The organism is Marinomonas balearica (assembly GCF_004362145.1).
Lineage (GTDB): Bacteria > Pseudomonadota > Gammaproteobacteria > Pseudomonadales > Marinomonadaceae > Marinomonas > Marinomonas balearica.
Genome location: NZ_SNXC01000009.1, coordinates 299894 through 313211 on the forward strand (window position 1 = coordinate 299894; position 13318 = coordinate 313211).

At 42.3% G+C, this 13318-nt stretch carries 11 protein-coding genes and 2 tRNA genes; 11 read left to right on the forward strand and 2 right to left on the reverse strand.

From position 1 onward, the window contains the following. The first annotated feature begins 16 nt into the window (after positions 1–16). Genes DFP79_RS02975 through sthA form a run of 3 tightly spaced genes read left to right on the forward strand, consistent with a single transcriptional unit; the run spans position 17 to position 2728 of the window. Complete coding sequence (locus DFP79_RS02975) at positions 17–1030, forward strand: FAD:protein FMN transferase (protein ID WP_133502468.1); 1014 nt, start codon at positions 17–19, stop codon at positions 1028–1030. A 48-nt stretch (positions 1031–1078) separates the two neighbouring features. Beyond that, positions 1079–1312: a (Na+)-NQR maturation NqrM gene (gene nqrM / locus DFP79_RS02980; protein ID WP_133502469.1), complete on the forward strand. Its 234-nt coding sequence runs from the start codon at positions 1079–1081 to the stop codon at positions 1310–1312. Positions 1313–1333: 21 nt separating this feature from the next. Continuing rightward, a complete protein-coding gene (sthA, locus tag DFP79_RS02985) occupies positions 1334–2728 on the forward strand; it encodes a Si-specific NAD(P)(+) transhydrogenase (RefSeq protein WP_133502470.1) in 1395 nt (464 codons plus the stop codon). Between the two features lie 90 nt (positions 2729–2818). On the opposite strand, the gene DFP79_RS02990 is transcribed toward sthA, so the two are convergent. Together DFP79_RS02990 and DFP79_RS02995 are read right to left on the reverse strand one after the other, a co-directional pair. Beyond that, a complete protein-coding gene (locus DFP79_RS02990; RefSeq protein WP_133502471.1) occupies positions 2819–3376 on the reverse strand; it encodes a hypoxanthine-guanine phosphoribosyltransferase in 558 nt (185 codons plus the stop codon). A gap of 51 nt (positions 3377–3427) precedes the next feature. Next, positions 3428–4252: a YihY family inner membrane protein gene (locus DFP79_RS02995; protein ID WP_133502472.1), complete on the reverse strand. Its 825-nt coding sequence runs from the start codon at positions 4250–4252 to the stop codon at positions 3428–3430. 319 nt (positions 4253–4571) lie between these two features. Here DFP79_RS02995 and DFP79_RS03000 point away from each other — a divergent pair. From DFP79_RS03000 to DFP79_RS03035, 8 genes are all read left to right on the forward strand, one after another. Further along, positions 4572–4648 (forward strand) — tRNA-Arg (locus DFP79_RS03000). Between the two features lie 117 nt (positions 4649–4765). Beyond that, positions 4766–6103 (forward strand): trigger factor, encoded by a 1338-nt coding sequence (tig, locus tag DFP79_RS03005; RefSeq protein WP_133502473.1) that lies wholly within the window; start codon positions 4766–4768, stop codon positions 6101–6103. Between the two features lie 75 nt (positions 6104–6178). Continuing rightward, positions 6179–6811 carry an ATP-dependent Clp endopeptidase proteolytic subunit ClpP gene (clpP, locus tag DFP79_RS03010; RefSeq protein ID WP_013661713.1) on the forward strand — a complete coding sequence of 211 codons (633 nt, stop codon included), beginning with the start codon at positions 6179–6181 and terminating at the stop codon, positions 6809–6811. A gap of 20 nt (positions 6812–6831) precedes the next feature. Beyond that, positions 6832–8115, forward strand: a complete 1284-nt coding sequence (gene clpX, locus DFP79_RS03015; RefSeq protein WP_133502474.1) for an ATP-dependent protease ATP-binding subunit ClpX — start codon at positions 6832–6834, stop codon at positions 8113–8115. 199 nt (positions 8116–8314) lie between these two features. Beyond that, positions 8315–10702, forward strand: coding sequence for an endopeptidase La (gene lon / locus DFP79_RS03020; RefSeq protein WP_133502475.1), 2388 nt, complete (start codon positions 8315–8317; stop codon positions 10700–10702). 121 nt (positions 10703–10823) lie between these two features. Beyond that, positions 10824–11096 carry an HU family DNA-binding protein gene (locus DFP79_RS03025; protein ID WP_133502476.1) on the forward strand — a complete coding sequence of 91 codons (273 nt, stop codon included), beginning with the start codon at positions 10824–10826 and terminating at the stop codon, positions 11094–11096. Positions 11097–11104: 8 nt separating this feature from the next. After that, positions 11105–11181 (forward strand) — tRNA-Asp (locus DFP79_RS03030). A gap of 78 nt (positions 11182–11259) precedes the next feature. Then, positions 11260–13092 (forward strand): SurA N-terminal domain-containing protein, encoded by a 1833-nt coding sequence (locus tag DFP79_RS03035; protein ID WP_133502477.1) that lies wholly within the window; start codon positions 11260–11262, stop codon positions 13090–13092. Positions 13093–13318 lie beyond the last annotated feature (226 nt).

A 13318-nucleotide genomic window follows, 5' to 3' on the forward strand; every position in this document is an offset into this window, starting at 1 on the left:
TAATTGCGAAGGAAATATGCGAAACAAAGCACTCATAGCTGTTCTGGCTATTGTTGCCGTTGCAGTACTGTATCGACTCTTTTCATTTACACCGGAATTAGTTGGTTTCTCTGGCCCTACAATGGGCACAACCTATACCGTTAAGTTTGTTACCAATGAACGTTCGCCTTCGACGATAGATATCAAAGACTCTGTCGATCAGGTGTTGGTAAGAGTTAACAAGCTGATGTCAACGTACGACCCAAGTTCAGAATTGTCTTTATTTAATAAATCAAACGTAGGGCAATCTATTGACGTTTCACGCGATATTGCTCATGTAATTGGAGCTGCACTCAAGCTGAGTGAGCTAACTGATGGAGCATATGATGTTACCGTTGGGCCGCTTGTGAACTTGTGGGGGTTTGGCCCAGGCGCAAAAGAAGATAAGGTGCCGACTCAGGAAGAAATTGAAAGTGCCCAACAAAAAGTTGGCTTCCATTACTTAAGCCTAGATGGTGTGCAGTTAGAAAAAACGGAAGACATTTATGTGGACCTTTCTTCTATCGCAAAAGGCTTTGGTGTTGATCAAGTTGCCGCCACACTTGATAGTTTTGGGATTCACGACTATTTGGTTGAAGTGGGGGGCGAAATCCGCACGAAAGGGATGAAAGATGATGGATCTCATTGGGAAATAGGTATCGAGAGTCCAGGTGGTGGCCACAGTGTTGCCCAAAAAATCATACAGGCGGATAACCTTTCAATTGCAACGTCTGGTGACTATCGTAATTATTTTGAGAAAAATGGTGTTCGATATTCACATACAATAGATCCAAAAACAGGAAAACCCATTACCCATAGGCTAGTCTCTGTTACTATTATTGCAGACAGCGTAATGTTGGCAGATGGTTTGGCTACGGCGATAAATGTATTGGGGCCTAAAAAAGGTCTAGAGTTTGCCGAGCGAAATGACATCGCAGCCTATATGCTTGTAAAAGAAGATTTTGGGTTTAAAGAAGAATATTCAAAAGCGTTTAAATCCTACCTTAATTAAACAGTATTTATCATAGCGTTAAAGTAGGTGCGCTAAGTTGGAGGTTTTATGTTAACCATCATTCTAGCATTCGTTTTAATGTTGTTGCTTGTAGCGGCAATGGCAGTTGGTGTCCTTATGGGTCGTAAACCGATTTCAGGTTCTTGCGGTGGTATGAGCGCACTGGGTATGGAAGTCGCTTGTGACATTTGTGGCGGAGATAAAGGAAAGTGCGAAAAGGAAACGAAGAAAGCACGCGCAGCCTCGGTCGATGACAGTCAATTTTACGATGCTTCCAAGTAAAGATTAAATTAAGGGGAAATTATGACCACTAGACATTACGATGTCGTTGTATTAGGAACAGGGCCTGCTGGGGAAGGTGCTGCTATGAACGCAGCCAAAGCGGGTAAACGTGTTGCAGTGGTGGAAGCGAGTCCAAAAGTGGGGGGAAGCTGTACTCATTTAGGTACAATTCCTTCAAAGGCACTTAGGCATGCAGTTAAAGAAATTATCGCCTTTAACACTAACCCGATGTTTAGGGATATTGGTGAGCCGCGTTGGTTTTCATTTCCTAAAGTGCTAAATCGCGCAAATAAAGTTATTGATAAGCAAGTTATGGGACGTACTGAATACTATGCCCGTAACCGCATTGATATCTTTTTTGGTCGAGGTCGCTTTAAAGACGCCAATACAATTGAGGTGAACACCTATGAGCAAGGACCAGAATTATTGGTCGCTGATAAGGTGGTCATAGCAACAGGTTCTCGCCCTTATAGACCAGAAAATATTGATTTTGATCATCCGAGAATCTATTGCTCAGACACTATCTTGAGCTTAAATCATACCCCAAGGTCTTTAATTATATACGGTGCGGGTGTTATTGGTTCTGAGTACGCTTCTATCTTTTGTGGCTTAGGGGTTCGAGTTGAGCTTATTAACCCAGGTAAAAAGCTTTTAAGCTTCTTGGATGATGAGATTACGGATGCACTAAGTTATCACCTTCGAGACAGTGGTGTATTGATTCGTCATAACGAAACTTACGACTCAGTAGAGACGACTGAACGCGGTGTTGTTATGCATATGACATCGGGTAAAAAACTGCGTGCGGATGCTTTGTTGTTCTGTAATGGCCGCTCAGGGAATACTAAAGATCTTGGCTTGGAAGCCATTGGGTTGGATGCGAACGCGCGAGGCCAGTTAGCCGTTAATGATACGTATCAAACACAAGTTGAGCATGTATATGCTGCGGGTGATGTTATCGGATGGCCAAGTTTGGCGAGTGCAGCTTACGATCAAGGTCGGGCTGTAGCGGCAAATATGTTTGGTATCGAAGGAGGTCATTTCATCAGTGAGGTGCCAACTGGTATCTATACTATTCCTGAGATCAGTTCAGTTGGTAAAACTGAGGCTGAGTTAACCAGTGAAAAAGTGCCTTATGAAGTGGGTCGTGCATTCTTCAAAAATACCGCTCGTGCGCAAATTACTGACGAAGCAGTCGGGATGTTGAAAATTTTGTTCCATCGCGAATCACTTGAAATTTTGGGTATCCATTGTTTTGGTGACCAAGCGTCAGAGATCGTACACATCGGGCAGGCAATTATGAAGCAGCCTGGTGAGCAAAATACACTTAAGTACTTTTTGAATACTACGTTTAACTATCCAACTATGGCAGAAGCGTATCGTGTCGCTGCCTTGAATGGATTTAACCGAGTTTTTTAAATTGTATTGCCGTTCTAAACGCAAAAAAAACCGCTCTGAATAGTTCTGAGCGGTTTTTTTATGCTTTGGAATAAATATCAGGTGTTTTTACTAAGTGCCTTTTACTGCGTAAATACCTTTCAGGTTTCTGAAGTAGCCTTTGTAATCCATTCCATAGCCGAATAAAAACCTATCTTCAACCTCTGCACCGACATACTCAGGTGTCATTTCAACTTTTCGATCGTGCAGTTTATTGACTGTCGTTGCGCAAGAAACGGTTTTTGCTCCGTTCTCTTTAAACCACTCAACAATGGCTTTTAGTGTGTGCCCTTGGTCAAAAATATCATCCATGACTAAAATATGTCGATCTTTGAAGTCAGATTGAGGGTAGCTGTGCCACTTTAGTTCAACTTGTCCTTCCAGTTCCATTCCATATCGTGTCGCATGAACGTAATCCAGTTCAAGAGGGAATTGTAGCTTTTCGAGAAGGGCTGCGGTTGGTATTAGTCCGCCATTCATGACGCAAATTACGATAGGAAGCTTATCGCCATAATCTTTGGTGATTTGGTTCGCTATTTTATCGATTGCGCTATCCAGTTGTTCTGCATTTATTAGGCAGTCTGCTTCTTCAAGAATGGTGTTTAGTTCTTCAATTTTTTGAATGGTCATATTTTATGGTTCACAAATAACAAGTAGGGTGATTTTAACCTATCGGCTGAATTATTGCGATTCATGCCATTCGTGTAATGTAGCGTTTAAGCAAATAGTTGCCAATGCAATGGCCCAGCTTGCTTGTAGCCAAACCAAAAAAATAGGTAGGGCAGCGAAAGCTCCATAAATCACCTGATAATTTGCAAAAAACTGAGCGAAATTCGCAAAAATGGTGTTGAGTAATATGAGTAGCGATGCGCCGAAGGCAGAACAAATAAGTGAAAGTTTGATTGATGTGTTGGTGTTTGGTGCAAGGTAATTGAGCAAAAGGAGCATAAAGGTATAAATGGCAAATTTACCGAAGTCAAAAAGTTTGTCGGTAAAGTGGCTTAGCTCGATGCCAGCAAGTTGGAAGGAAATCAGAGCTCCGTATAAGCTCAGTGAGGCCGCTAAAAGTATGGGACCCAAGGTGAGTATGGCCCAATATGTGAGTAGTTTGTCTTTTATGGAGCGTTTTTGGTGGATGTCCCAGATTGCTTGAACACTGTTTTCAAAACTGTTTAGTAACAAGAGTGCGGTAACGAGCAGTGTGACGAAGCCTGCGAGTGATAAGTTTTTTGCTTGATCTGAAAAGCTAAGTAAATAGGAGATAACTTCATTGCTGCTGCCCGGAGCCAAATTTGATTCTATAAAGCTAATCAATGTGGTTTCAAGAGAGCTCAGGGCAGGAGTTAAGCTTAATATGCCAAATATTATGGTAATGATCGGCACTGCTGCTAGGAGGGAAGCTAGCGTGAGTTGAGACGCTTTTTGAGATACAGCGCTTTTATTAAATCGACTGACTGCTTTTTTTAAGATGTCGAAAGCATTTGATCTGATTTGTGTTGCGTGCATGCTAATTGGTTATCCGGTCATACATTATTATTGAAATGTGCAAGAAAAGATCGCAATGCACACTGATAGTGCAAGATGCAATATTATGGCGCATCTTGCTTGCGTTAGTCTGTATTCGAGGATACTATATAACCGTTCCTTTTGTGATATTTGTTCCGTTGATTAGCTAAGTATTTTCTTGGTTTTTTTTACGGTTCCTTGGTGACAAAATGTCATATTTTCAGCCCAGTTTATTAAAACTGGGCTTTTTTATATCTTTCTGTTGACGGGACACGATCGATCTCTATAATAGCCCACCACGAAAAACGTAATGAGTTTTGCGCCTGTAGCTCAGTTGGATAGAGCATCCGCCTTCTAAGCGGACGGTCAGGGGTTCGAATCCCTTCAGGCGCGCCATTTCAGCCCATTGCTTTAATGTAATCAAATTTTGGCTTTGTTGATTGTTTTGCTTACTAAAGATTTTCATCTGCTGCCTACGTCAACAAATAAAGCAAACTCCCAAGAGGAAGTTTTATGCAAGTTTCAGTAGAGACAACGTCTCCTATCGAACGCGTACTTACCATCAGTGTTCCTGCTGCGCGAATTGAAGAAAAAGTAAGCTCTGAAGTCGCTAAAACCGCTAAAACCGTTCGTATCGACGGTTTCCGTAAAGGTAAAGTGCCAGTAAGTGTTGTTAAAAAGCGTTACGGCAAAGGTATTCGCCTGGAAGCGGTAGAGCAAATTATGCGTGATGCGTATATTGAAGCTGTTCAAGCTGAATCTATCCAGCCAGCGGGTATGCCGTCTATCGAACCTAAAAACATCGAAGAAGGTTCTGATCTAGAATTCACTGCAAAAGTTGAAGTTTACCCAACGATTGAGTTGGCTGATGCAGCGAAACTTGAAGCAAAACGTGTAAACTCTGATGTAACTGAAGCAGACGTTGATACAATGCTAGAGACTCTTCGCAAGCAAAATGCAGAGTGGACAGCTGTTGAGCGTGAAGCGAAAGATGGCGATCAAGTTACAATCGATTTTGAAGGTTTCATCGGCGATGAAGCATTCGAAGGCGGTAAAGCAGATGACCACAAATTGGTTTTAGGCTCTAATACAATGATCCCAGGTTTTGAATCTGGCGTAGAGGGTATTAAAGCAGGAGAAGAGCGTACTATTGAAGTAACCTTCCCTGAAGACTACCAAGCTGAAAACCTTAAAGGTCAAGTGGCTACATTTAAAATTGCTGCTAAAGAAGTTGCAGAGCAAATTTTGCCTGAACTGAATGACGAATTCGCTGAGAAATTTGGTCTTGGTGATGAGCCTACTTTAGAAGCTCTTCGCGCTGAAGTTAGCAAAAATATGGAGCGTGAGCTTAGCCAAGCGGTTAAAGCTAAATTGAAAAACAGCTTGTTCGACAGCCTACTAGCTAACAACGATCTTGACGTTCCAGCTTCATTGGTAGATCAAGAAGTTGATGGCCTACGAGAGCAAGCTGCACGTCAGTTTGGCGGTCAAGGTTTCGACGCATCTCAATTACCAGCTGAGTTGTTCCAAGACGAAGCGACAAAGCGTGCTAAACTTGGACTGTTAATCTCTGAAGTTATCAAGCAGAATGAGCTAAGCGTAGATGATGATCGTGTTAAAGCTTTCTTGGAAGATATGGCGCAAGCCTACCAAGAGCCTCAACAAGTAGTTGAATTCTACCTAAACAACAAAGAACAGTTAGCTCAAGTTCAATCTGCTGTACTTGAAGAGCAAGTTGTTGATAAACTTTTAGAAAGCGCTCAAGTGGAAGAAGTCACTTTGGGCTACGAAGACGCTATCAAGCCAGATGCGCCAGCCGCTGCTGAAGCAGTAGAAGGCGAAGAAGCATAAGTTTTAGCTTATAATTCTACACAAGGCCGATATAGCGTATGCTATGTCGGCTTTTTTGTTTTTAAGGAATGCAATATGAATTTAATGACCCCGACTACTGGTCCTGTAGCGATTACAAGTAACGGCCTTGTCCCTATGGTTATCGAGCAAACTGCTCGTGGTGAACGGTCTTTCGATATCTATTCTCGTCTGCTTAAAGAAAGGGTTATTTTCCTCGTTGGCCAAGTAGAAGATCACATGGCAAATTTGGTCGTAGCGCAATTACTGTTTCTCGAATCCGAGAATCCAGATAAGGATATCCATTTGTATATAAATTCTCCGGGTGGTTCGGTTACCGCTGGGATGTCGATTTATGACACAATGCAATTTATCAAACCTGATGTGAGCACAATGTGTATCGGTCAGGCTGCGAGCATGGGAGCGCTTTTGTTGACAGCAGGTGCTGCCGGCAAACGTTACTGCTTGCCTAATTCACGAGTTATGATTCATCAGCCGCTTGGAGGTTATCAAGGTCAGGCATCTGATATCGAAATTCATACTCGCGAAATTTTGTCTATCAAGCATCGTTTGAATGAAATTATTGCGCATCATACTGGTCAGCCAATTGAGAAGGTTGCAGAAGATACCGATCGCGATAATTTTATGAATCCTGAATCTGCTAAAGAATATGGATTGATTGACGATATTTTAGAAAAGCGTCTAGCTTAAATTAGTAAGGGTGGGATTTAATGTCTGATGATAAGTTTAGCCGAGGTGACCACTCTGATCGGCTGCTTTATTGTTCGTTTTGTGGCAAAAGCCAGGACGAAGTTAGAAAATTAATTGCGGGACCTTCCGTTTACATTTGCAATGAGTGTGTTGATTTATGCAACAATATTATCACTCAAGAGTTGATGCAAACTGATGAGTCTGAAGAATCTGGTGATGAGCTTCCTACACCGCTTAAATTGAGTACGTCTCTTGATGACTACGTTATTGGGCAAGATCGCGCTAAAAAGGTTTTAGCGGTTGCGGTCTATAACCATTATAAGCGTTTACGTCATCAAGGTGCGAAAGATGCTCCGGTTGAGTTGGGTAAAAGTAATATTCTTTTAATTGGCCCGACGGGTAGTGGTAAAACACTTCTTGCACAGACGCTCGCACGCGTATTGGATGTGCCATTTACAATTGCGGATGCGACTACGCTTACTGAAGCGGGTTACGTGGGCGAGGATGTAGAGAATATCATCCAGAAACTGCTTCAAAACTGTGATTACGATGTAGAGAAAGCGCAACGTGGTATCGTTTATATTGACGAAATCGATAAAATTTCTCGCAAATCCGATAACCCATCTATTACTCGTGATGTATCTGGTGAAGGTGTTCAGCAGGCCCTCTTGAAGCTTATTGAGGGGACTGTCGCTTCTGTTCCTCCTCAAGGTGGTCGTAAACACCCTCAGCAGGAGTTTTTGCAAGTAGATACGTCTAACATCTTGTTTATTTGTGGCGGTGCATTTGCAGGGCTTGAGCGTGTTATCAGTGATCGTACTGAGAAGAGTAGTATTGGCTTCTCTGCGACCGTGAAAAGCAAAGATGAAGACCGTTCTTTCTCTGAAGCAGTGCATCAAGTAGAAACAGAAGATCTAGTGAAGTTTGGTTTGATCCCCGAGTTTGTAGGTCGATTGCCTGTTGTTGCTACTTTATCTGAACTGGATGAAGAAGCGCTGATGACAATTCTTAGTGAGCCAAAAAATGCTCTGACTAAGCAATATCAGCACTTGTTTGATCTTGAAGGTGTTGAGCTTGAATTTACTGAGGACTCTTTACGTGAAGCGGCTCATTTGGCATTAGAGCGTAAAACGGGTGCTCGTGGTTTGCGAAGCATTCTTGAATCTGCGCTGTTGGATTGCATGTATGAACTTCCAAACAGATCAGATGTTGTTAAAGTTGTGATGGATGGCGCGTCTATTCGTGGTGAAACTACGCCTTTGATGCTTTTAGAGAAAGAAGACTCTGCAGCAAATAATGGCTAACCCGCGTAATAACTAGCGATCAAAAACCGAGTTGCGAAAGCAACTCGGTTTTTTTATGGCAAAGTATTTGCTAAATATGGATAAGAGATCCAATACTTAGAACGAAACGCTTGTAATTTCTCCCTTTGTCCCAATCTCTATATAACAAAGCTTGTCGCGATTAATTATTATAGGTTTGCGACCCAGATTGGAAAATAATATGTCGAATACACTAACACTCCCTATGTTACCTCTACGTGATGTAGTGGTTTATCCCCATATGGTGCTTCCATTATTTGTTGGGCGCACAAAATCAATCGAGGCGCTTGAGGCGGCTATGGATGACGACAAGCTCGTTTTCCTTGTTGCGCAGCAAGATGCTTCAAAAGATGACCCTATTCAGGCGGATCTCTATGAGGTCGGTACGGTTGCAAAAATTATGCAGCTGTTGCGCCTTCCAGATGGAACGGTAAAAGTTCTTGTAGAAGGTAAGTACCGAGCAAATCTACAGTCATTGTCTGACGGTGAAGTCTTTATTACGGCAACTGTCGAAGAGTTGGCGTCTTCAGACGAAGATCAGTCTGAGTACGATGCAATTCGAAATGCGCTTCTTAAACAGTTAGATGAGTATGTTTCTGGCAGTAAGCGCATTCCTAGTGAAGTCGTTACTTCTGTAAAATCCATCGATGACTTGTCGAAGCTTATCGACAGCATTACTGGGCATATGAGTCTAAAGCTTGAAGACAAACAGAAAGTCCTTGAACTTATTTCGCTGATAGAGCGAGGCGAGTATTTAATGGGCTTAATGGATGGTGAGCTAGACATTGCTCATTTAGAGAAAAGCATCCGCAGTCGCGTTAAAAAGCAAATGGAGCGAAGCCAGCGTGAGTACTATTTGAATGAGCAAATGAAAGCCATTCAGAAAGAGCTTGGCGATATGGATGAGGGCGGAAATGAGCTCGATATGCTTCAGGAAAAAATTATTGAAGCAGGTATGACAGATGAAGCAACTGAAAAGGCTGAGTCTGAGCTTAAGAAATTGAAGATGATGTCGCCTATGTCTGCGGAAGCGACAGTGGTACGTGGTTATATTGACTGGCTTATTTCACTCCCTTGGAAAAAACGCTCTAAAGTACGCAACGACTTAGCGTACGCGGAGAAAGTGTTAAACCAAGATCATTACGGTTTGCAGGATGTTAAAGAACGTATATTGGAGTTCTTGGCGGTTCAGCAACGTGTTAAAAAAGTAAAAGGGCCTGTGCTGTGTTTGGTTGGGCCTCCTGGTGTGGGTAAAACTTCACTCGGTCAATCCATAGCGAAGGCGGTAAATCGCAAATATGTGCGTATGGCACTGGGTGGTGTAAGGGATGAAGCTGAGATCCGTGGTCATCGTCGTACTTACATCGGTTCAATGCCTGGTAAGTTGCTTCAGAAGCTGGCTAAAGTAAAAGTTAAGAACCCTTTATTCCTGCTTGATGAAATAGATAAGTTGGGAATGGATCATCGGGGTGACCCTGCTTCCGCATTATTGGAAGTGCTAGATCCAGAACAGAATCACACTTTCAATGATCATTATTTGGAAGTCGATTACGATCTTTCTGATGTTATGTTCATTTGTACGTCAAACAGTATGAACATTCCTGGTCCTTTATTGGATCGTATGGAAGTGATTCGAATCCCAGGTTACACAGAGGATGAGAAGCTCAATATTGCAAAACGTTACCTATTGCCAAAGCAGGTTAAATTAGCTGGTTTGAAACAAGTTGAAATTTCTGTTTCAGACGAAGCGATTATGGATGTTGTTCGTTATTACACCAAAGAAGCGGGTGTCCGCGGTTTGGAGCGAGAATTAAGCAAGATTTGTCGTCGTGTGGTTAAACAGCAAGCATTAAGCAAAGATAAAAACACGGTAGAAGTGACATCTGATAACTTAGAAGAGTTCTCCGGTGTACGCAAATTTAGCTATGGTAAAGCGGAAGATAAAAACCAAATTGGTCAAGTTACTGGATTGGCGTGGACATCAGTTGGTGGAGAGTTGCTTACCATCGAAGCTGCTGGAGTGCCGGGTAAAGGGCGTCACGTGAAAACGGGTTCACTTGGTGATGTAATGCAGGAATCTATTCAAGCTGCTCTTACGGTTGTCAGAAGTCGCTCGCTCGCTTTAGGTATTGATGAAGATTTTCATGAGAAAGTAGACCTTCATTTACACGTTCCAGAAGGCGCTACACCTAAAGATGGTCCAAGTGCGGGTATCGCGATGTGTACTGCAATGGTTTCAGTGCTTGCAAAAGTGCCTGTAAAAGCTTCTGTTGCTATGACCGGTGAAATCACACTTCGTGGTGAGGTCCTTCCTATCGGCGGTCTTAAAGAGAAATTGCTGGCGGCCCATCGAGGTGGAATTAAGACGATTATTATCCCGAAAGAGAACGCTCGGGACCTTAAAGAAATTCCTGACAATATCGTCGCGGATATGGAAATTGTGCCTGTAAAATGGATCGATGAGGTGTTGGATGTCGCATTAGAGTATATTCCTTCACCAAAAGAGGCAAAAACTGCTTCAACACAGGAAAAAACTGTTGATGAACAAGAAACTGTAAGTCATCATTAGGCCAGTTCCCTGTGTTGGCAGGGTATAGGAAGGGCTTGTGTTTATGCTCGACTTAATCGGAGTACATTTTCCATTCCGATTAAGATTCTAAGGAACCACGAAAATACTGAAGGGGTACAACGTGAACAAATCTGAATTGATTGATGCAATTGCTGCGTCTGCTGATCTTTCTAAAGCTGCTGCAAGCAACGCTTTGGACGCAACTATAAAAACAATTGAAGAAGCGCTAGTTAAAGGCGATCAGGTTACTCTAGTTGGTTTTGGAACTTTTCAAGTTAAAGAGCGTGCGGCAAGAACTGGTCGTAACCCTCAAACAGGCGAAGAAATCCAAATTAAAGCAGCTAAGGTTCCTAGCTTCAAAGCAGGTAAAGGCCTAAAAGACGCTGTAAACTAATGTATTGAGGAGCAGTAGTTCAGTTGGTTAGAATACCTGCCTGTCACGCAGGGGGTCGCGGGTTCGAGTCCCGTCTGTTCCGCCATTAGATACAAAAGGTGTATTCCCCGCGGAATGCACCTTTTTCGTTTTTTTATAACTTAAAATTTAGAATGGAGGCAGAATGCTCCAGGATATTAGAGATAGGTCGCAAAGCCTAATTGTCAAAATCATAATTGGCTTTATTGTGGTGACTTTTGCTCTTTTCGGGGTTGATGCGTTAGTTACAAGTTTCAATTCTTCAGAAACAGTAGCTGAGGTCGATGGCCAAGAAATTACACGTACTCAAGTCCTTCAAGCGGCTGACACGCAACGACGCCAGTTGATTGCAATGATGGGCAATAATATTGATCCTTCGTTGTTAGATGAAAACTTGCTTCAGCGTCGAGCGTTGGACAGCCTTATCGAATTAACGGTGTTAAAAAACCAGGCTAGCAATTTGGAGCTTGGCGTATCTGATGCGCAAATCGATAACTTGCTTGTCAGTGCTGAACAGTTTCAAACCGATGGTGTTTTTGATCAAAATAAGTACATAAATACGATCCGTAGTTTAGGTTTTACGCCACTTGCTTATAAAGATCGTATAAAAGAAAGCTATGTGCTAAGTCAGCTTAATTCTGCTTTAACGGAATCTGAATTTACATTGCCTAGCCAGATTAATGCGATCTCTGAATTACAAAATCAAAAGCGAACGTACGAATATGTTCAGCTTTCATTGGCTGATCAAACAGAGCAAACCGATGTTACAGATGCTGAGTTAAAGTCATACTTTGACGAGCATCAGCAAGAGTTTGTTTCACCTGAACAAGTGAAATTGAGCTATGTCGTCGTTACTTCCGATTCTTTTAAAGAGGATGTGAAAGTAACGGATCAAGAATTGCAGAATGCGTATCAAACGGAAATTGCGGGTATGGACACAGAAGAGCGTGATGCATCCCATATTCTCATTGATACAAGTAATCGCTCTGACGAAGATGCTAAAGCCATACTTGTTGATATTCAGTCAAAATTGGCCGGCGGTGAAAGCTTCGCGTCATTAGCAAAAGAATATTCGGAAGACCCAGGTTCTAAAGACACAGGCGGTGAGCTTGGTTTTGTGAGCAAAGGTATTATGGATGAATCGTTTGAGACTGCTTTGTTTGCCATGAATGTTGGCGATGTTCAAGAAGTAGAGACTCAATATGGTTTTCACCTGATTAGACTGAATGCGATCGATAAGGCTGACGTTCCAACATTAAGCGAGTTAACGGATCAACTAACTGCTGATCTTATCGCTCGTAAAGTGAAAGACGCTTTGCTTGATGCACAGGAAAATATTGCTGATTTGGCTTATGCAAGCGACGAGCTAACGCCACTAGCAGAAGAATATAACCTGAAAGTTGAAACGACGGCCTACTTTGGCAAAGAAGGTGGAAATGACTCTATTTCGTCTGAGCCTGCAGTCATAAGCGCAGCGTTTAGCGATTCTGTTATGCAAGACGGCCAAAATAGTGATCCTATTGAACTGGGCGATGATAAAATTGTTGTTATCCATGTTGAGGATCATAAAGTAGAATCTCCGCTGCCTTTTGATGAAGCAAAACCAGAGATCGCATCTAAGCTAATTAAAGAAAAAGCAGAATCTGTTATTAACGAAAAAGCTGAACAGCTTCTTGTTAGTGCTTCAGAGTCTGCGGATTGGAAAAAAGTAGAACTGGCTCCACGTGGTCAAGACGAAGTGACATCTTTAGTGTTCTCTATGCCTCACCCTCAAGGTGATGGCTCAGAAAACGCTGTTAAGTCGCTTGTTAACGGTGATGTGGTCGCTGTGAAGTTGTTAGATGTTGTTGTCGGTGATTTAGACAGTGATGCTACACGGACGGAAGCGTATACTCGCTTTTTAACGCAGAACCAAGCTCAGTTGAACTCCGCTTCGCATTTACGATTAATGAAAAATAATGCGAAAGTAGAGCAATAAGTTCTTCATGATCTAAAAAGTAAAAGTTGCTTACTTATGTGAGTGGAGTGCTTTTAAACAATAAACCCCAGTTTTTACTGGGGTTTATTGTTTGAGGTCGGGCTATTTTTTGCGAGAGCTATTCTTGCCAAGTGCTATGTTCATTTTTCCTCAGGAGTTAAGTTGATTTTTTTGCGGTGGGGGAAAGATTGAATCTTAAAGGGGTTGGCTGGTTATTTGTATGAGA

Coding starts and splice junctions, on each gene's coding strand:
- DFP79_RS02975 (WP_133502468.1), top strand. CDS start 17: ATGCGAAACAAAGCACTCATAGCTGTTCTGGCTATTGTTGCCGTTGCA.
- nqrM (WP_133502469.1), top strand. CDS start 1,079: ATGTTAACCATCATTCTAGCATTCGTTTTAATGTTGTTGCTTGTAGCG.
- sthA (WP_133502470.1), top strand. CDS start 1,334: ATGACCACTAGACATTACGATGTCGTTGTATTAGGAACAGGGCCTGCT.
- DFP79_RS02990 (WP_133502471.1), bottom strand. CDS start 3,376: ATGACCATTCAAAAAATTGAAGAACTAAACACCATTCTTGAAGAAGCA.
- DFP79_RS02995 (WP_133502472.1), bottom strand. CDS start 4,252: ATGCACGCAACACAAATCAGATCAAATGCTTTCGACATCTTAAAAAAA.
- tig (WP_133502473.1), top strand. CDS start 4,766: ATGCAAGTTTCAGTAGAGACAACGTCTCCTATCGAACGCGTACTTACC.
- clpP (WP_013661713.1), top strand. CDS start 6,179: ATGAATTTAATGACCCCGACTACTGGTCCTGTAGCGATTACAAGTAAC.
- clpX (WP_133502474.1), top strand. CDS start 6,832: ATGTCTGATGATAAGTTTAGCCGAGGTGACCACTCTGATCGGCTGCTT.
- lon (WP_133502475.1), top strand. CDS start 8,315: ATGTCGAATACACTAACACTCCCTATGTTACCTCTACGTGATGTAGTG.
- DFP79_RS03035 (WP_133502477.1), top strand. CDS start 11,260: ATGCTCCAGGATATTAGAGATAGGTCGCAAAGCCTAATTGTCAAAATC.